The sequence below is a fragment of the Nocardia sp. NPDC047648 genome, from assembly GCF_040642815.1.
Taxonomy (GTDB): Bacteria; Actinomycetota; Actinomycetes; order Mycobacteriales; family Mycobacteriaceae; genus Nocardia; species Nocardia gamkensis.
In genome coordinates, this window is the sequence record NZ_JBEYSX010000001.1 from 639709 (window position 1) to 657883 (window position 18175).

At 72.0% G+C, this 18175-nt stretch carries 14 protein-coding genes; 4 read left to right on the plus strand and 10 right to left on the minus strand.

The window, feature by feature from the left end:
• The 7 genes from ABZ803_RS02905 to recC form a co-directional block, all read right to left on the minus strand.
• Positions 1 to 252, minus strand: a complete 252-nt coding sequence (locus ABZ803_RS02905; protein ID WP_357032653.1) for an Ada metal-binding domain-containing protein — start codon at positions 250 to 252, stop codon at positions 1 to 3.
• 12 nt (positions 253 to 264) lie between these two features.
• Positions 265 to 1056: a 2OG-Fe(II) oxygenase gene (locus ABZ803_RS02910; RefSeq protein WP_357031931.1), complete on the minus strand. Its 792-nt coding sequence runs from the start codon at positions 1054 to 1056 to the stop codon at positions 265 to 267.
• Positions 1053 to 1661, minus strand: a complete 609-nt coding sequence (locus tag ABZ803_RS02915) for a methylated-DNA--[protein]-cysteine S-methyltransferase (RefSeq protein ID WP_357032656.1) — start codon at positions 1659 to 1661, stop codon at positions 1053 to 1055. The genes ABZ803_RS02910 and ABZ803_RS02915 overlap by 4 nt, the downstream gene beginning before the upstream one ends.
• Entirely contained in the window at positions 1661 to 2134 is a 474-nt protein-coding gene (locus tag ABZ803_RS02920) for a sigma-70 family RNA polymerase sigma factor (RefSeq protein WP_062976866.1), read from the minus strand. The genes ABZ803_RS02915 and ABZ803_RS02920 overlap by 1 nt, the downstream gene beginning before the upstream one ends.
• Before the next feature lie 46 nt (positions 2135 to 2180).
• Positions 2181 to 4079 (minus strand): exodeoxyribonuclease V subunit alpha, encoded by a 1899-nt coding sequence (gene recD / locus ABZ803_RS02925; RefSeq protein WP_357031933.1) that lies wholly within the window; start codon positions 4077 to 4079, stop codon positions 2181 to 2183.
• Positions 4076 to 7462, minus strand: a complete 3387-nt coding sequence (locus ABZ803_RS02930) for a UvrD-helicase domain-containing protein (RefSeq protein WP_357031936.1) — start codon at positions 7460 to 7462, stop codon at positions 4076 to 4078. Before ABZ803_RS02930 ends, recD begins: the two co-directional genes overlap by 4 nt.
• A 223-nt stretch (positions 7463 to 7685) precedes the next feature.
• A complete protein-coding gene (gene recC, locus ABZ803_RS02935; RefSeq protein WP_357031939.1) occupies positions 7686 to 11060 on the minus strand; it encodes an exodeoxyribonuclease V subunit gamma in 3375 nt (1124 codons plus the stop codon).
• Positions 11061 to 11319: 259 nt separating this feature from the next.
• Here recC and ABZ803_RS02940 point away from each other — a divergent pair, with 259 nt between their 5' ends.
• Both ABZ803_RS02940 and ABZ803_RS02945 read left to right on the plus strand, forming a co-directional pair.
• A complete protein-coding gene (locus ABZ803_RS02940) occupies positions 11320 to 11517 on the plus strand; it encodes a hypothetical protein (RefSeq protein ID WP_245660045.1) in 198 nt (65 codons plus the stop codon).
• Between the two features lie 165 nt (positions 11518 to 11682).
• Positions 11683 to 12528 (plus strand): tat pathway signal sequence, encoded by an 846-nt coding sequence (locus tag ABZ803_RS02945; RefSeq protein WP_357031942.1) that lies wholly within the window; start codon positions 11683 to 11685, stop codon positions 12526 to 12528.
• Positions 12529 to 12546: 18 nt separating this feature from the next.
• Here the strand turns inward: ABZ803_RS02945 and ABZ803_RS02950 are convergent, their stop codons facing one another.
• Positions 12547 to 14043 (minus strand): cytochrome P450, encoded by a 1497-nt coding sequence (locus tag ABZ803_RS02950; protein ID WP_357031945.1) that lies wholly within the window; start codon positions 14041 to 14043, stop codon positions 12547 to 12549.
• Positions 14044 to 14262: 219 nt separating this feature from the next.
• Here ABZ803_RS02950 and ABZ803_RS02955 point away from each other — a divergent pair, with 219 nt between their 5' ends.
• On the plus strand, positions 14263 to 15696 hold the full coding sequence (locus tag ABZ803_RS02955; RefSeq protein WP_357031948.1) for an NAD(P)/FAD-dependent oxidoreductase: 1434 nt from the start codon (positions 14263 to 14265) through the stop codon (positions 15694 to 15696).
• 87 nt (positions 15697 to 15783) lie between these two features.
• A complete protein-coding gene (locus ABZ803_RS02960; protein WP_357031950.1) occupies positions 15784 to 16641 on the plus strand; it encodes a hypothetical protein in 858 nt (285 codons plus the stop codon).
• Between the two features lie 137 nt (positions 16642 to 16778).
• Here the strand turns inward: ABZ803_RS02960 and ABZ803_RS02965 are convergent, their stop codons facing one another.
• Both ABZ803_RS02965 and ureG read right to left on the minus strand, forming a co-directional pair.
• Positions 16779 to 17429 (minus strand): urease accessory protein UreD, encoded by a 651-nt coding sequence (locus ABZ803_RS02965; RefSeq protein ID WP_357031953.1) that lies wholly within the window; start codon positions 17427 to 17429, stop codon positions 16779 to 16781.
• A 9-nt stretch (positions 17430 to 17438) separates the two neighbouring features.
• A complete protein-coding gene (ureG, locus tag ABZ803_RS02970; RefSeq protein WP_357031956.1) occupies positions 17439 to 18152 on the minus strand; it encodes an urease accessory protein UreG in 714 nt (237 codons plus the stop codon).
• Positions 18153 to 18175: the final 23 nt, after the last annotated feature.

An 18175-nucleotide genomic window follows, 5' to 3' on the forward strand; every position in this document is an offset into this window, starting at 1 on the left:
TCATCCAGACGGGTGCAGTGCTTTCCACGCGGCGTATCGCTCGGGGAGGCAAACGGCGCAGGGGCGATAACCCGCGGCCAGCGCGTCGAGTTCGGTGGCGAAGAAGACGCGGTGCCGCCGGTAGCCCCCGCGACCGAGGGCCCGCAGGGCGGACGGGCAGTCGAGGCGACCGTAGATCCGGCTGCGGCGATGACCGCCGTACCGTCCCGGCACTGCGCTGGGATACGCCAGGCCGTCGTCGCCGAGCAACATGTACACCGGCGGCTACTGCGCGTCGTGCAGCACGAGGCCCAATGTGTGCCGCAGGCCGCCGCGCACGCGGCTGACGCCGTGGCGCATCGGGGCGCGGGACCACCCTCGGCTGGATCGCGTCGGCCGATCACGAGTGGTGAAGATCAGCGCGTACCCCTGTTCCAGCACGGAGACGCTCGCTTTCGACTGTGCGCGCGGCCGCTGTTCCACGAGCACGAATTCCCCACCGCTGTAGTCGATCCCGGGCCGATCCAAGCCGATGACGACCTGCAGCGGGAAGACCAGTTCGCCGTACAGATCCCGGTGCAAGGCGTTCCAGTCACCGCGGCGGTAGCGCAACAGGATCGGGGTCGGCTTCGTCTGGCCCGCGGCGTGGCAGGTGTCGAGCCAGTCCGCGAAGTCGTCCGGCCACGGAGCCGGGTCGCCGAACCGCTCGGCCCAGGATCGCGCCGACGGCAGCAGTCTTCGGTAGAAGGCCGCTCGCAGGGCCGTGATCGGCTCGGGCACCGGATTCGCGAAGTACCGGTAGGTGCCTTCGCCGAATCGGTAGCGTGCCATGTCGACGGTGGAGCGGAAGCGGGCCAGGTCGTCCCACATGGCGGTGAACTCGGCGCACTCTGCCGGGGTGAGGATCGGTCCGGTCGCCGCGCAGCCGTGGGCGTCGATTTGCTCGAGCAGCGCCCGCCACGGCTGGGCCTCGACGCGCTCGGCCGGGGAAGCGCCGGATTCCGCGAGCTCTGCGGGCGGTGTCAGGTCCGCGGGATGATGACCATCCCGGTTCACGCCGCTGCTGAACGCGCTCATGCCGCCTCCATGCTCAGCAGCGCGTGCTTGGCGGTGATGCCGCCGACGTACTGGCCGATGGTCCCGTCGCCGCGCACCACCCGGTGGCACGGGATCACCACCGGCAGCGGATTGCGGGCGCAGGCGGAGCCGACCGCGCGCACCGCACGCGGGTTGCCGACCGCGGCGGCCACCGCGCCGTAGCTCGCGCGCTGTCCGTAGCCGATGGCGGGCAGGTGCTCGATCACCTGACGGCGAAATCCCGCGGCCAGCCGCAGATCCAGCGGCAGGTCGAAATGCGTTCGGCTGCCCGCGAAGTACTCCTCGATCTGCCGCGCCGCCGCGTCCAGCCGGGCGGGCGCCGCGAGAATCCGGGGGCTGATCCGGGCGGCCAGCGTGGCGAGCACCGTGTCGTGGTCTTCGGTGGGGTAGGCGACGCGGACGAGTCCGGCGGGCGTCGCGGCCAGCAGCAACGTCCCGACGGGGGTGTCCAGCAGGCGGTAGGCGACATCGAGCAGGCCCGCCGCTTCGGCGTCGGCGGTCAGTCGCGCGTGCAGGGTGGCGAGCAGGTCGGCGTCGGGGGTCAGGGCGCGCGACAACCCGTCGCCGCGGTCGAGGGTGGCCATCATGCTTCATCCTTCGGGTAGAGCTTGCGCAGGGTCTTCAGGCCGTCCGCGGCGGCGCGGCGGGCGGCGTCGGGCGAGTTGCCGAGCAGTTCGGCGATCTCCGCGTGCGGAAGCCCGGCCAGGTAGTGGTAGGCGACCGCCTGGCGCTGCTTGGTGGGCAGCGCGCGCAGGGCGGCCCAGAGGTCGGGGTCGTAGTCGGCGGGTCCCGGGGCGGTGGCGGGACGTTCCGGCAAGGACTCGGCCGGGACGGGCGCACGGGTGAGCGCTCGCCCGACGTCGATCGCGCGGCGATGCGCGATGGTCACCAGCCATGCCTCGATGTTCGTCTCCGAGGGGAGACCGGGAAACGCGCGCAGCGCCGAGAGAAACGTTTCCGACCAGGCGTCGGCCGCGTCGGACGGGCCGAGCACCGCCCGGCAGACGCGCAACACCATGGGGCCGTACTCGGCCACTATTTCCTCGAACGGGGGCAGGCTCACACCGGGTAGACGCCGCGGGCGCCGGGAACGTGAGATTCCGTCATCGGGGCCCGGATTCCGCCTCCCGGCGCGACAGCCCGCTGGCGCGCAGCACCCGCCGCGCGATACCCGCGCGGATGGACTCGTCGGTGCCGATGATCCGGACGTGCCGTCGCGCCCTGGTGATCGCGGTGTAGAGCAATTCCCGGGTCAGCAAGGTCGATTCGGGCTCCGGCAGGACGACGGACACGGTGTCGTACTGGCTGCCCTGACTGCGGTGGATCGTCATGGCGAATACGGTGACCACCGCGGGGAACTGCGTGGGATGCACCAGATACGGTTCGCTGCCGCGTTGCAGCGCCGCACGCAGCGAACCGTCGGGCATGCGCACGACCACGCCGGTGTCGCCGTTGTAGATCCGCGCCTCGTGGTCGTTCGCGGTGACCAGCAGCGGTTGTCCGGGGTACCACGGCGCCTGGTGGGCATCGGGGCCCGCTCCCCCGGCGGCGGCCCACTCCGCGGCCATCCGGTCCCAGCGCTCGACGCCGAACGGCCCCTGCCGGTGCGCGCACAACACGCGATGCGATTCGAGCGCGCTCAACGCGCCCGCCGCGTCGCCGTCGAGTGCGGCGGCGGTGACCGCGCCCGCGGCGCGCACCACGTCGGCGCGCACCGCGGTCAGTTCGTCGGGCGCGCCGAGCGACAATTCGTCGCCGCCCGCCCGCAACAGCTCGAGCGCGGTGTCCGCGTCCCCCGCGCGCACCGCCACCGCCAGGTCGGCGATCCGGCCGCCGAACCTGCGGCCCCTGGTCAGCCGGACGATGCCGCCGCGCAGGCGGGTGCGCTCGAGCGTGGTCAACGCCTCGGCGTGATCGGCGGTCGGCTCCGGTCCGAGGATCTCGTCGAGGACGGGGTTCGGGGTGGCGGCGACCGGTCCGGCGACCAGGTCGGCCAATACCGCGCCCGCGTCGACCGAGGCGAGCTGGTCCGGATCGCCCACCAGGATCAGGCGGGTGTCCGGGCGCAGCGCGGCGAGCAACCTGCTCATCATGGTCAGGGAGACCATCGAGGTCTCGTCGACCACGATCACGTCGTAGGGCAGCCGGTTGAACTCGTGGTGCTTGAACCGGGTGCTGCGTCCCCGCTGCCAGCCGAGCAGCCGGTGCAGGGTGGCGGCGGTGAGTTCGGGCAGTCCGAGCGAGACGGCTTGCTCGCGCACGGCTTCCTGGAGGCGCGCGGCCGCTTTGCCGGTCGGTGCGGCCAGCGCGATGCGCAGGGCGGGCAGTTTCGGCTCGGCGGCGCGGTGCGCGGACAGCAAGGCGATGATCCGCGCGATGGTGTGGGTCTTGCCGGTGCCCGGCCCGCCGGCCACCACGGTGGTCCAGTGCGTCGCGGCGAGCGCGGCGGCCAGCCGCTGGCGGTCCGGCGCGGTACCGGCCTGCGCGTCGAACAACCGGTCCAGCTCGCGTCGCACGATATGCGGATCGACCACCGGATGGTGCGCGGAGCGCTCGGTGAGCACCCGCCGGATCGTCTGCTCCTGCCGGTAGTACCGGTCGAGGTAGAGCAGCGGGCCGGAATCGCCCGCCCCCTGGGATTCGACCAGCCGCAGCGGCCGCAACGGGCCCGCTGGCCCGCCGAGCACCAGTGGGCTCACCCGCAGCGCGGCGACCACCGCCGGGATGTCCGGCCACGGCAGCGTCGCCGGATCGACGCCCGCGTCCCAGGTCTCGTCGGCGTCGACGCCGATCTCCCGCATCCGGTGCAATTCCAGGCACACCGAGCCGGAACGCACCGCGCGCACGGCCAGCGCGGCGGCGAACAGCACCGGCTCCGACGATTCCCCGCCCAGCCTGCCCAACCGCAGCGCCACGTGCACATCGGCCGCCGACAGCACGCCCGCCTCGTTGAACGTGCGCAGCAGCCCGGTGCCCCGCTGCGCCACCTGGATCGAGGTCACTGCGTCGCCTCCCCGGCCAGCAGCGCCGACAGCGCGACGACGAGGGCGGCGGGTGGGTGCCAGTCGAAGACACCGCACCCGGCGGGGGTCTGCGGTCCGAGCATGCCGCGCACGAACAGGTACCGAACCCCGCCGAGGTGCCGGGCGGGGTCGTAGCCGGGCAACCGCCAGCGCAGATACCGGTGCAACGCCACCGAATACAGCAGCGCTTGCAGCGGATAGTGGGAACGCAGCATCTCGGCGGCCATGCGGTCGCGGGTGTAGTGCGCGACGGTGAGATCACCGGTGCCCAGCCGGTTGGTCTTGTAGTCGACGACGACGAAGCGCGGCTGCGCGCCGCTCGCGACGCGTAGCACGGCGTCGATGCTGCCGGTCAGGTAGCCGCGCAGCGGGATGTCCTCCAGCGCCGCCGCCAGGTCGGCGTACGGGAGCATGTCGTCGTCCGCCGGGAGATGCTCCCGCAGCAGGCCCGCGATATGCCGCAGCGTCGCCGAGCCCGCGCCGACGCGATCCCCGCCCGCCAGCGGCAATTCGAACTCGAGTTCGCTGAGGCGGTCGCGGGGGGCGATGTCGGCCAGGCAGCCGCCCTCGAGTGGGGTGCGCAGCACCGCCAGCAGTGCGGTGGCCAGCACCTCCGGATCCAACTCGGCCATCAGCTCGCCCACCGCCTCGCGGCATCGGTCGCGCACCTCGGCAGCCAGATCCGGGCGGCCGGTGTCGATCCGCTCCAGGACGCCGTGCACCAACGTGCCGAACTCCGCGCCGTAGGGCAGCGCGTTCATCAGCGACGCCGCGCCCGCCGGTTCCGGCTCCGCGCCGAGCGGGGAGGTACCCGCGGGCTCGTCGCCCGGCCCGCGCGGATCCTCCGGTTCACTGTCGGGTTCCACCGCCGCGGGCCCGTGCGCGGACGCGGTCAACGCCGAGTACGAGGTGCGCCGCCACTGCTGGTCCAGCACCCGGTCGAAGCGCGCGGCGGCCAATGCGCCCTGCCCTGGTGCGGTGCGCGCCCGCCGGATCTCGACGTCGCCGGTCCCGGCGACCGCCGTCACCGAGATCGCCGCTCCCGCGGTCTGCGCCCATGCCGAAAGAGACTGCGCGGCAACGGCGTCCGCGGGCACCGCGGAGCGGTTGGCGACGACGGCGTCCCGATCGGCGCGCCCGAAGACCATCCGGTGCAGCGGCGACGCCGCGGTGGAGATCGCGGGCGCCCACCACGCGACGATCTGGCACATGGCCCGCGTCAGGGCGACGTACAGCAGCCGCAGTTCCTCTCCGGCCTCCTCGGCCTCGCTGCGCGCCTTGCGTTCGGCGTATCCCGGGGCGTCCGGACCGCCGACGTCCAGCACGCGGGTGCCGTCGTCGGCGTGGAACAGCAACGTCGCCGGATAGGGATTCTTGGCGCTGTCCCAGGCGAACGGCAGGTAGACGACGGGGAATTCGAGCCCCTTGCTAGCGTGCACGGTGGCGATCTGGACGACGGCGGCGTCCCGGTCGAGCCTGCGGCTGCGGTCGGCGACGGCGCCGGAGGCGGGATCGCGCACCCGGTCGGCCAGCCACCGCGTCAGCGCGGTCAGCCCGAGGCCATCGGTGAGCGCGACCTGATCGAGCAGTTGCGCGATATGCCGCAGGTCGGTGAGCTGCCGCTCCCCGTTCTCGACGGCCAGCAACCGCTGCGCGAGGCCCGCTTCGGTGGAGATCTTCTCGAACACGGCCGCGAATCCCGCGCGGGTGAACAAGCGCGCCGCCTCGCGCAACTGGGCACTCACCCGGCCGACCAGATCGGCTCCGCCGCTATCGATCTCGGCCGCCGTCACGCCGAACAACGGCGTGCACGCGGCCAGCCGCACCCGGTCGCCGCGATGCGGCTGTTCCAGCGCCCGCAGCACCCACAGCCAGTCGGTGGCGCTGCTGGTGGCGAACACGCTGATGCCGCCGGCCAGCACGGAGGCGACGCCCGCGCGGTCCAGCGCGGCGCGCACCACGTCGATCTGCGAGCGGGTGCGCACCAGCACCGCGATGTCGCCGGGTCCGATCGGCCTGCGCGCCGTCTGCCCGGCAGCGGCCGACTCTTCGCCGGGCGAGCCGATTTCCGCTTTGGCGTCCAGGAATACGCCGGATTCGAGCAGACGGACGATATCCGCGGCGAGATCGGCGGCGACCTCGGCGCGCATCCGCCCGACGGCCGGGAAGCCGGATTTGTTCAGCGGTCCGGCGCCGGTGCGCGGCAGGCACCGCACGCGCATCGGCGTGGTGAGTTCGCCGGGTCCGGATAGCCGCGACCACCCCCTGGTCGGGGCGACCGGATATACGCGGATCTCCTCGTGCCCCAGCGCCGCACCGCCGTGCAGATGGTCCAGGGCGGCGAGCAGTCCCGCGTCGCTGCGCCAGTTCGTGGTGAGCTCACGGCGGGTGTCGGCGTGCGCTACCGCGTCCAGGTAGCTGAGCACCTCCGCGCCGCGGAAGGCGTAGATCGCCTGTTTGGGATCGCCGACCAGCACCAGGGTGGCGTGCCCGTGGAACGACCTGCGCAGAATGTCCCATTGCAGGGGGTCGGTGTCCTGGAACTCGTCGACCAGGGCGACCCGGTAGCGCGCGCGGATCCGGCGGCACGCGCGCGGACCGTGCTCCGGATCGGCGAGCACCTCGTGCAGCAGCACCAGCAGGTCGTCGAAGTCGCGCAGCCCGGCCAGTCGCTTGCGGCGCTCGGTCTCGGCGCGCACGGCCCGCGCGAACGCCACGCGCTCACCGGCCGCGTCGTCGGGCACCAGCGCGGCGTGCCGGTCGCGCACCGCGGCCAGCGCCAGCGTGCGCCCTTCCTTGACCGAGAACGGCGGTTCTGCGCGGGCATAGCGGTGCAGATACAGATCGTCGACGACGGTGCCGACGAGGTCGTCGACGGTCTCCACCAGTCTGGTAGCCGGGTCGTGCTCGCCCGCGAGCCCGAGTTCGTCGAGCATGCGCTGGCAGAAGCTGTGGGTGGTGGCGATGGTGCCGGCGTCGAAATCCGAAAGGGCGGTCAGCAACCGCCGCTGCCGCAGCCGGACCTCGTCTTCCCCGGCATGCGCGAGATGGCGGACCAGTTCGTCGGCGTGCGCGCGGGCCGCTGCCGGGTCGGCCAATCCGGCGGCCACCGCGACGAATCGGTCGCGCGTGCGTTCCCGCAGCTCCTGGGTCGCCGCACGGCTGAATGTCACCAGCAGCAACTGGGATATGCCGATCCCGGCCTCGGCGACGTAGCGCACCGCCAGACCGACGATGGCGTGCGTCTTGCCGGTGCCCGCGCTGGCCTCCAGCACGGTCGTCCCGGTGGGCAGCGGCCCGTACGGCTCGAACGCGTCGGCGTCGAAAGCGGCCGCGTCGAAGGAGGTTTCCTGCACGGTCATGCGTGCCTCCCTCCTGCTCGGCCGGTGGTCACGCGGTCCGCGGCCGTCGCGCTCGCCCCGGTGGCCCGCCGCGCCGCACGGCCCCGAAGCGATTGTCCGAGCTGACATTCTGCCGCGCGCCCGGGCGTCCACCGGCGACCGACACGCGCCGGGGCGGTGTATTCCGGCGTCCGGCACCGCAGGGCGCCCAACCGTCGCGGGCGCCCGGCCGCCGCGTGTCCGATCACGGCTGGCCCTGGTTTTCCGCGGCCAGCAGCGGTGCCCACATCCGCCGGGCCAGCGCACCGAAGCGGGTGCTCTCCCCCGGCTCGCCCGCCGCGGCGGGCGCGGCCATGAGGTCCTCGAGCCGGGGCGCCGGACCCCAGACGTAGCGCAGGTGACGGTCGGTGTGATCGCCGAACGGTCCCGGGCCGTTGGGGCCGCCGTTGAATTCGCGCTCCGCGGCGGCGAGCGCGTCGTCGGTGCTCGCGCCACGCAGACGGCGCTCGGCGTAGACCGCGGACGCGGCGGGTGCGACCGGCAGCGGTTCGGTCAGGCCCGCGTCGCGCAGCGCGACGAGCTGACGCAAGATCTCCCCGGCCGCGGGCACGTCGGGCGCGGTGAGCTCGCAGCGCCAGGCAGGGCGGCCGAACTGGCCGCGGCCGGTGCTCACGGCCCGCCAGGACCGATCCTCCGTGACGGTCAGCGCGAGCAGCGAAACCCACGCCGCGATCCGGTGTTTGGGAGCCAAGCGGGAGAAGGTGGTGCGGACCAGGGTGTCGCCGCGCACTTCGGGCACGGTGCCGGTGAGCCGTCGTCCGTTGCCCAGGTCGACCGCGATGTCCACCGCGCGCGCCTGGCCCGCGTAGTCCGCCTGCGCGGCGCGCACCAGCCGGTCCACGGTGTGTTCGACCTCGTCGAGCACGGCGGCGCCGAATCCGAAGGGCGGCAGTGTGCCGCGCCGCCACTCCGCCGCCCGCAACCCCGCCGGGTCCGCGCCGGTCAGGCGCGCCGCGAGCAGGCGTTCGCCCAGTTCCCACTTGGCCAGGCCGTCGAGTTCGATGGGCAGCCGGTCGGCGATGTCCTCGTCGTGCTCGGGCACCCGCAAGCCGAGACGCTGCCACAGGAAGGCACGCACCGGGTGTTCGGCGAACGAGATCAGGTCGGCCAGCGCGACATCCGACGCGTCCGCGGCGGGCAGCGGCGCGGGCAGGAATGCGGGCCGCGGTTGTGCGGGTCCGTCGGCCGCGCACGCCCCGGCCAAGGCCGCGGCGTCGAAGCTGAACGGCTGATCGGCCCGGAAATTCCGGCGATCGAAGGACTGCAGCGGATGCCGCGTCACCACCCTCGGCATCGCCGCGGCGCCGGCATGAGCGCGCAACGCGTCCAGCAACTCGGCGACCGGAATGGCGGGCGGGCGGTGCGCCCCGCTGACCGGATCGGCGCCGGTGTGGAAGACCAGCAGTGCGTCCCGGGCCGCGAGGATCGCGTCCAGCAGCATCTGCCGGTCCTCGCTGCGCGGATCCCGTTCGCCGAGTAGCGGTTCGCGGGCCAGCACGTCGTCACCGTCCGCCGCGCTCGCGCGGGGGAACATCTCGTCGTCGAGGCCGAGCAGCACCACCACCCGGTGCGGCACCGACCGCATCGGCACCATCGTGCAGACGGTCAGCTCACCGGTGCGGAAATTGGCCCTGGTGGGACGCGCGGCCAGCCGCGAACGCAGCAGCACACCGACATCGGCCAGCCGCAACGACACCTCGCCCGCGTGGTCGGTGGCGGCGGCGAGTTCCTGCCTGGCCTCGGTGCGCACCCATGCCTGCGCGTCCGGTACGTCGGTCAGCAGATCCAGCGCGCGCCCCAGCACCGCCGCCCATTCGTGCGCGGGCCGGGGGCCGCGCAGGTCACGCAGGCACACCGCGAGCCGGTCGATGAACTCCGCGAAGCGCCCGGCCAGGTCGACGTCGTTGCTGTCCACGTCGTCCAAGGGCAGTGCGAGATCCAGCCAATCGTCCGAGGTCTCGCCCGCGGTGACGCCGAGCAGGATTCGGTCCACCGCGCTGTTGAGCGTGTTCTGCGCGAAATCGGCGAGACCGAACGCTTGGCGCTGCCGCTGCCCGATGCCCCACCGCGCCCCGGATTCGGCCGCCCACTCGCGCAGTCGTTCGATGTCGTCGTCGTCGAATCCGCAACGGCGCCGGACGGTCTCGGCGGCTGCGAGGTCGAGCACCTGGGTCACCGTCACCCGGCCGTCGGCCAGTTCGAGCAGCGCTGCGATCACCGCGAGCAGCGGATTGGTCACACCGCGTCCCCGGTCGGCCAGGCGTACCCGCAGCCGGTGCGCCGGATGTTCCGAGTCGGCCTGCGCCTCCGGCGTCCCCGAGGTGCGCTGCCCGAACGCCGCGCGCACCAGCGGCGCGTACGCCTCCACCTCCGGGCACATGATCAGCACGTCCCGCGGCTCCAGTGTCTCGTCGGCCGCGAACAGCCCGAGCAGGCATTCCCGCAGCACCTCGACCTGCCGCGCGGGGCCGTGACAGGCGTGCACCTGCACGGTGCCGTCGGCGGCGGCCTTCCCCGGCACCGGCGGCCACCGGTCGTCCCGGATGCCCCGTTGCAGCGCACGCAGCAGTGTCGCGGGCGAATCCTGCTCCGCGACACCGTCTTCGGATCGGGCAGAGACGCTCGGGTAATAGGTGTCGGAGCCGGTGGCGGCCGGTACGGCCAGCCGCTGCTGCAACTCCCGAACGTCGCGGGCCAGTCCGGCCAGCAGCGGGTGGGCGACCGCCGTGACGCTGCGGTCCTCGGCCCGGGTGCGGGCGGTCGGCAGCTCGCTCAGCGCCGACCAGAGGACCGGGCTGGGATGCACGAGCCACAGGTGGACATCGCGGCCCGCGGCCAGCGCCGACAGGACGGCGAGCTGGTCGCTGGGCAACCGGGTCACGCCGAACAACGACAGCCGCGGCGGCAGCGCGACCAGATCCGGCCGGGCGCGCAACCGCGCGCAGGCGGTTTCGAGCCGCTCGGCCGGACTCGGCGTCCCGATCGCGGCACGCAGCCCGCGCCACAGCATCGGCTGCCAGAGCAGGTCGTCGGGCATCGGGGCGCCCGTCCCGTCGGTGTCCGAGCCCGCCGCCCACTCGGTGATCAACGCGGGCCGCTGGGCGGCATAGCTGTCGAACAGCGCGGCGATCCGGGCCGCGGTCGCATAGCGCCGACCGGCCCGGTGCTCACCGCCCGCGGTGCCGCGTGCGCCGAGGTGCCTGGCCAGAACCGCGCACCACGGCTCGGACAGCGACGCATCGATCACCCGCAGCAGTGACCACACCGCCCGCTCCTGCGCCCACGGATCCTCCGCGGGCGCGACCTCGCTCGCCGCGGCCAGCACTTCGGCGACCAGCGCCGCGGGCGAGGGAAACGCGACGTTCGCGCACACGCCGTCGCCCGAGCCGCCCGCGCCGAGCACCCCGGAGAGCGTCTGCGTCAGCCAGCGCTCCACGCCTTTCGCGGGTACCGCGACCACCTCTGCGGCGAAGGGATCCGCCTGCGGCGAGGCCAGCACCTCCGCGAGCACCCGGGCGAGCACGTCGGCGCGCTCGGCACGGTGGATGTGCAGCGGCATCTGCGCCCTCTCGATCGATGGGGTCCGGCTGCGCTGGCCTCGGACTTCGTGCACGTTTATACGCCCAGCGACTCACGCGCAACTGCACCGCCCCATCGGGACGCCAGTGAAATAGACCACACGAGAACGGATTACTCCGCCGTGTCACAGCGGGACCGCCATGGCGATGTGCGACAGTGCTGCACCGGGGAGGTAAGAGTTTGCACCGGGGCGGAACGAGAGAGCTGCACCGAAAGGCTGGTTCGCGTTCATGGATGCGATGGTGATTCCCCTGGTCCCGAGAGGCGGATTCACGGTCCGCCGGATCGGAGACCGCTGGGAGCTCGTCAACTCCCGCCACTACGGGCGCACGGTCGTCCTACACTCCTGGCCCCGGGATCGGCACACCGAGGCGTTCGAACACTGCTACCGGCTCAACGGACGCACCGTCGAAGAACTGCGCGCCGCCTTCCGCTGACGTGCCCTGGCCAGCGGTGATGGGCGAATCACGCTGCGGCGCAAGCACCCGGACCGGGTGATAGCACACCCTGCACCCCAGCTCAAGACGTGCGTCCGGACTCGCGATGTGCGATCGTGGTCCCTCGTGCGTTACCCGTCCCCCGCCACCCGAACCGTTCCCCGCGTGGCCGCCTCCGCCTGTCTCCTCGCCGCCGCGGCGATCATCGCCCCGAGCCTGCCCGCCGCGCTCCCGATCGCGGGCGCGACGCCGCTCGCGCACACGCAGGGCTGCCTGCCCGGCTTCGACTGCGATCTGAGCAGCCGCATCGCCAAAGCCGACGCCTACCTCAACAGCAGGCCCGGTGTCACCGGCTATGTCCTGCGCGATCGTGTCTCCGGCGGCGTCTACGCCAACGCCAACGCCGAGAATGCGGTCTGGACCGCCTCCACCATCAAGCTCGCGATCGCCGCCGACCTGCTCAACCGGGCGCGCGTCGGCGCCATCAACCTGACCCCCGAGGATCGCGGGCTGATGGAAGGAATGCTCGCCACCTCCAACGACGGCGCCGCCGACATGCTCTGGACCAAGTACGCGGGGATCGACCGGATGGCGTTCAACAACGCCTTCCGCGCCAACGGGATGAACTCGCTGGTGCCGCAGCCCACCAACACCGCGCTGTTCCCGGACTGGTCGTTCCAGAAGTGCACCGCCGCCGACCTCGACCGGCTGATGGACCACATCCTCAACCACATGCACCCCGACGACCGCAACTACCTGATCGACCGGATGCGCGCGGTGGACTCCAACCAGCACTGGGGCGTATGGGGCGCGGGCGCGAGCATGCGTCCCGGCCTCAAGAACGGCTGGTCGGCCGAACAAGGCGGCTGGGTGGTCAACTCGGTCGGCTTCGCGGGACCGGGCGAGCGCTACACGCTGGCCATCATGAGCTCGCTGGGTGACGCGGGCGGCTACACCGAGGGCGCCGAGACCGACACCAAGCTCGCGGAGATCCTGCTCGCAGGCCGCTGACCCGGCCGGGCCGGTCGCTCACGCGGCCGCGCGCCTGCGCAACGTCATCGGCGCACCGTCCCTGGGGAAGGGAATCGTGGTGAATCCCCAGGGCATGCGGTATTCGTCGGGGATCCGCCACTCGTATTCGCGCACCAGGGCGGCGGTCACCGTCTTCACCTCGAAGGTGCCGAAGTGCATCCCGATGCACTTGTGCGCGCCCGCGCCGAACGGCATCCAGGCCAGGCGGTGCGACTTGTCCTCGCGCCGCTGTTCGCCGAACCGCTCCGGATCGAAGCGCTCGGGACGGGTCCACAGTTCGGGCAGCAGGTGATTCACCTGGTAGGCGAGGTCGACGGGGGCGCCCGCCGGGATGTAGTGACCCGCGATCTCGGTGTCGCGCACGGCGCAGCGCGACAATCCGGGAACCGGCGGCATCAGCCGCAGGCTCTCGCGGACCACCAGATCCAGGTCGCGCAGCGCCTCCAGGTCGGCGATGGCGGGCGCCGCGTCGCCGAGGCGCGCGTCCATGTCCAGCACTTCGGCGCGCACCCGCTGCTGCCAGTCGGGGTGCTTGCCCAGGTAGTAGGCCACGGCGGTGGCGGTCGTCGTGGTGGTGTCGTGCGCCGCCATGATCAAGAAGATCATGTGGTTGACCACGTCCGCGTCACCGAAGACGCCGCCGTCTTCGCTGCGGGCGTGGCACAGGCCCGAGAAGAAGTCCGCCGATTCCGCGCGGCGCTTCTGCGGCAGCATCGCGGTGAAGTAGTCCTCGAGCACTCTCCTGCCGCGCAATCCGGCCCGCCAGTGGCCGCCGGGTACCGAGTGCCGGATGATGGACAGTCCCGCGTGGGTGCAGTCGACGAATGCGTCGATCAACTGCCTGCGCTGCGGCCCGACGTCGGCGGCCATGAAGCTCTCGCCCGCGATGTCGAGGGTCAGCTCCTTGATCGTCGGATACAGCCGCACCGTGCGTTCGGCGTCGCGCTCGCGCGGCACCCAGCGCGCGATGCTCGCCCGCACCACCGGGGTCAGCGCGGCCAGGTGCGCCTCGAGCCGGTCCCTGGTGAACGCCTGCTGCATGATCCGGCGGTGGAATTTGTGCTCGTCGAATTCCAGCAGCAGCAGGCCCCGGCGGAAGAACGGGCCGATGAAGTAGTCCCAGCCCTGGCCGAAGTCACGGCGGCGGTGGCCGAGCACTTCGTCCAGCGCGTCGGGTCCCGCGACCAGCACCCGGTCCACGCCGAGCGAGCTGTTCAGCGACACGGGGCCGTACCGGCGGTAGCGCTCCATCATCTCGGCCGGACCCCAGCGCATGTAGTGCAATGCCCGGCCCAGGTAGGGCAGTCCGGCATCGCCGCGCACCGGCCGGGCGTCGCTGCCCCGCGGCGGGGTGGCCAGCACCTGGCGGCGTTCCGGCAGCAGTCCGAGCGCCCGGTCGATCAGATGGCCGTGCGGGACCTCGATCAGCGCGATGTTCTCCGAATCGGCCTGCACGCTGCGCTTTCGGCCGACCGCACGGTCACCGGCGACCATGGCAATCCTCCCTGGACGACAGTTACCATCGTAGGCTCTCGACCTCGTCCGCTCGGCCGATTCGCCGCGCGTCGATCCTCCCCGCCCCGGCCCGGCGGCGGGGAGCAACACGCCAGGAACGGGGATCTCGCCGTGACGCTGCCCGGCGCGGCGGCTACGGTTTAGCTGTCAGGAATCGCCGCCGGGGACGAGCCCCAAGGTCCATCGAGGAGCAGGACGATGAGCACTCAGACTGTCGAGAACGGCCGGCACCGGGTGGTGGTGATCGGCTCGGGCTTCGGCGGCCTGTTCGGCACCAAGCACCTCAAGCGCGCCGACGTCGACATCACGCTGATCTCGAAGACCTCGACCCACCTGTTCCAGCCCCTGCTCTACCAGGTCGCCACCGGCATCCTCTCGGTCGGCGAGATCGCGCCCGCCACCCGGCTGGTGCTGCGCAAGCAGAAGAACGCGCAGGTGCTCCTCGGCGAGGTCACCGATATCGACCTGACCCACAACACGGTGACCTCGCGCCTGCTCGACCAGGACACGGTCACCCCGTTCGACAGCTTGATCGTCGCGACCGGCGCCCAGCAGTCCTACTTCGGCAACGACCGGTTCGCCACCTACGCGCCGGGCATGAAGACCATCGACGACGCGCTGGAGCTACGCGGCCGGATCCTCGGCGCGTTCGAACAGGCCGAGCTCGCGACCACCCAGGAGGAGCGCGACCGGCTGCTGACCTTCGTCATCGTCGGCGCCGGACCGACCGGCGTCGAGCTGGCCGGGCAGATCGCCGAGCTGTCCGACCGCACTCTGGAGGGCACCTTCCACAACATCGATCCACGCGACGCCCGGGTCGTGCTCATCGAGGGCGCCGGCGCGGTACTCGGGCCGATGGGGCCGAAGCTAGGCGGCAAGGCCGAACGGCGACTGGAGAAGATGGGCGTCGAGATCCAGCTCAACGCCATGGTGATCGATGTCGACGCGTTCGGCGTCACGGTGAAGGACTCCGACGGCACGATCCGCCGCATCGAGTCGGCGTGCAAGGTCTGGTCGGCGGGTGTGCAGGCCAGCCCGCTGGGCAAGATGATCGCCGACCAGTCCGACGGCACGGAGGTCGACCGGGCGGGCCGCGTCGTGGTCGAACCGGATCTGACCGTCAAAGGCCACCCGAACGTCTTCGTGGTCGGCGATCTGATGTCGGTGCCGAATGTCCCCGGCCAGGCGCAGGGCGCCATCCAGGGCGCGACCTACGCCGCCAAACAGATCAAAGCGGGGCTGAAGGGCCAGACGACGCAGGAGCGCAAGCCGTTCAAGTACTTCAACAAGGGCAGCATGGCCACCATCTCGCGGTTCAGCGCCGTCTGCCAGGTGGGCAAGCTCGAGTTCGGCGGGTTCATCGCGTGGCTGGCCTGGCTGGCGCTGCACCTGTACTACCTGGTCGGCTACCGCAGCAGGATCATCACCGTCATCCAGTGGTTCGTCACCTTCCTCGGCCGCAGTCGCGGTCAGATGGCGGCCACCGAACAGTGGGTCTTCGCCCGGCTGGCCTTGGAGGCGATCAGCAACGGCGACGACGAGGACGCCGAACAGTTGGCCGCCGCCCTCGGCACCTCCACCAACAGCCGGGTCGCCGTGGACAAGGCGCACACCGACGCCAAGGCCGGCTGACCGGTGCAGTAGCGCGCTCGACCAATCCAGGTCGCCGACAGATCCGAATGTGAGGCGTCGACGTCTCCTTCGGATGAAAGGTGATCTATGGGCACAGGTAAGCACCGAGCACTCGCACCGCATCGGCCGAAGCTCGGCTCCATCGTCGCCGCGGGGACGGTTCCGCTCGTTCTCGCGCTGGTGGGAACCGGTACGGCGAACGCAGAGCCCGATCACCCCGCTCCGGTGACCAGAACGGATTCCGCCGAGCAGGCCCAGTGGCCCGCGGCCGAGGCGCCGAACGTGCGCCCGTACGAGGGTCTGCGCATCCCGGACGACGTCCTGAGTTCGTTGCAGTGGGCACGTCCGTTGCCGGATCACCTGTACCTGGCTCCGGTGGAAGGGCTGCACGCTCCCGTTCCGGTCGCCCCCGTGCCGCCGATCGCACCGCCTTCGGGCAAATTGCGCTTCGGTGACGTGCAGGTCGACGCACCGGAGTGGCTCTACCGGGAGCAGGCGATCCAGATCAACGACAGCTCCGCGATGGCCGAGGCCAATATGGCGACGTTCCTCGATTCGATCGGGATGGAGCGCACGAGGTCCGACCGCGTCGCCGGGCAGACCATGGGTGCCGCCGCGATCGGCGCGGCGGCGGGCTTCGTGTTCGCCAGCCCGTTCGCGTTGTTCGGGGCGGCCATGGGCGGGGGTCTCGGCCTGGCCATCGGTCTGCCGTTCGCGCCGATCGGCCTCGCCGCGGGGCCGGTGGGCGCCGCTTATGGTGCGGCCCTGATGGCCGCCCCGCTGTCCGCCATCGGCGCGGGCATCGGCGCGGGTTTGGGGGCGGTACACGCACTCAGCGCGCCTCCGCGGGCGCTCAGCGCGCCGGCGCCGGGGGCGGAGGCCACGGAGCCTGCTCCGGAGGTCGCCGAGCCGGCTTCGGAGACCGCGGATACGGCCAACGGCTGATCGGATGACAGTTCCGAGGAGCGAGCCGAAAGGGTGGGAACCCGACGACGCTGTCGGGCTCCCACCCTTTCTTTCTCCATGTCTCGGATGGACTACACGTGTCCGAGACGAAATCGACAGACTGCACGGTCTGTTCATCAGACGTTCAGTAGCGCCCCGGTACGGGTGAACAAGCTGCCACCCGCCGCCAGCGGCAGCCGGGTCTGCGTCAAACCGGTCGTCGCCGCGGCGCGTTCGTCCGGATAGACGAGTTCGCTCTCCAGAGCCCGAGGCGCGGACAGTGCGTCGTCGGCCGGTGTGCCCGCGCCCAGCGCCAGCCGGTGGCGCAGTAGCGGCACGTCGTCCACGTCGGCGATCAGGTCTCCCTGCCACTCGCCACCGTCCTCGCCCGCGCGGCCGACCTGGACACGTTCGCGCATGCGCAGCCGGGTGCCGGCGGCCAGCCGAATCGTGGTCACCGTGTGGTGCCGAGCGCCACCGGCGACGATCATCGGCTCGGGATCGAAATCCAGCGCTCCCCCGCTACCCACCTCCAGGTGCCAGCGTCCGGACGACAAGGGCGTCGCCGCACCCGGTAGCGCGAGAGTCGCCGCGACGGAGCGCACCACCAGTTCGGCGCCGGGCGCGACCACGATCGCGATGTCGAGTTCGTCCCCGCCCAGCGGTGTGGCGGCGGTGCCGATCAGATGGACCGTTCGCGGGCCCGTGCGGCGGGCCGACAACCCGCCGCTCGCATGGATCTCCGGAAGGGCCGCCGGGTGGGCGACTATTCGTAATTCGGTGCGCACCAGCGGCGCTCAGTGCGCGGCGGCGGATTCGTCCGCGCGGTCCCGCTCGGCGACCGCGCGCAGCTGCTCGCGCACCCAGGCCAGCACCGGTGTCGCCGCGGGATCCTCGGTGAGCGAGACGAGCACCGTCGGCCGGTCCGCGCGCACCCGCGCGGCGTCGCGCTCCATCACGCCGAGGTCCGCGCCGACCAGCGGGGCCAGATCGGTCTTGTTGACCACCAGCAGGTCCGAGAAGGTCACGCCGGGGCCGCCTTTGCGCGGGACCTTGTCGCCGCCCGCCACGTCCACCACGAAGATCTGCACGTCGATCAGGCCGGAGGAGAAGGTCGCGGTCAGGTTGTCGCCGCCGGATTCGACCAGGATCAGATCCAGCGGCGGGTTGGCGGCGACCAGGTCCTCGATCGCGTCGAGGTTGGCGGTGATGTCGTCGCGAATGGCGGTGTGCGGGCAACCGCCGGTCTGCACGGCGGTGATCCGCTCGTCCGGCAGGACCGCGTGCCTGCGCAGGAAATCGGCGTCCTCGGTGGTGTAGATGTCATTGGTCAGCACCGCCAGCGACAGTTCGTCGCGCAACTGCCTGCACAGCGCGGCCACCAGCGCGGTCTTGCCCGAACCGACCGGGCCGCCGATGCCGATGCGCAGCGCCTCTCCCGGCGTGCGGGTCCGTTTCGGCCGATCGTGACCGTGGGCGTGCGGCTCACCGTCGATCAGATGCGGGGGCATGGCGCGGTCTCCTTCTTCTTGGG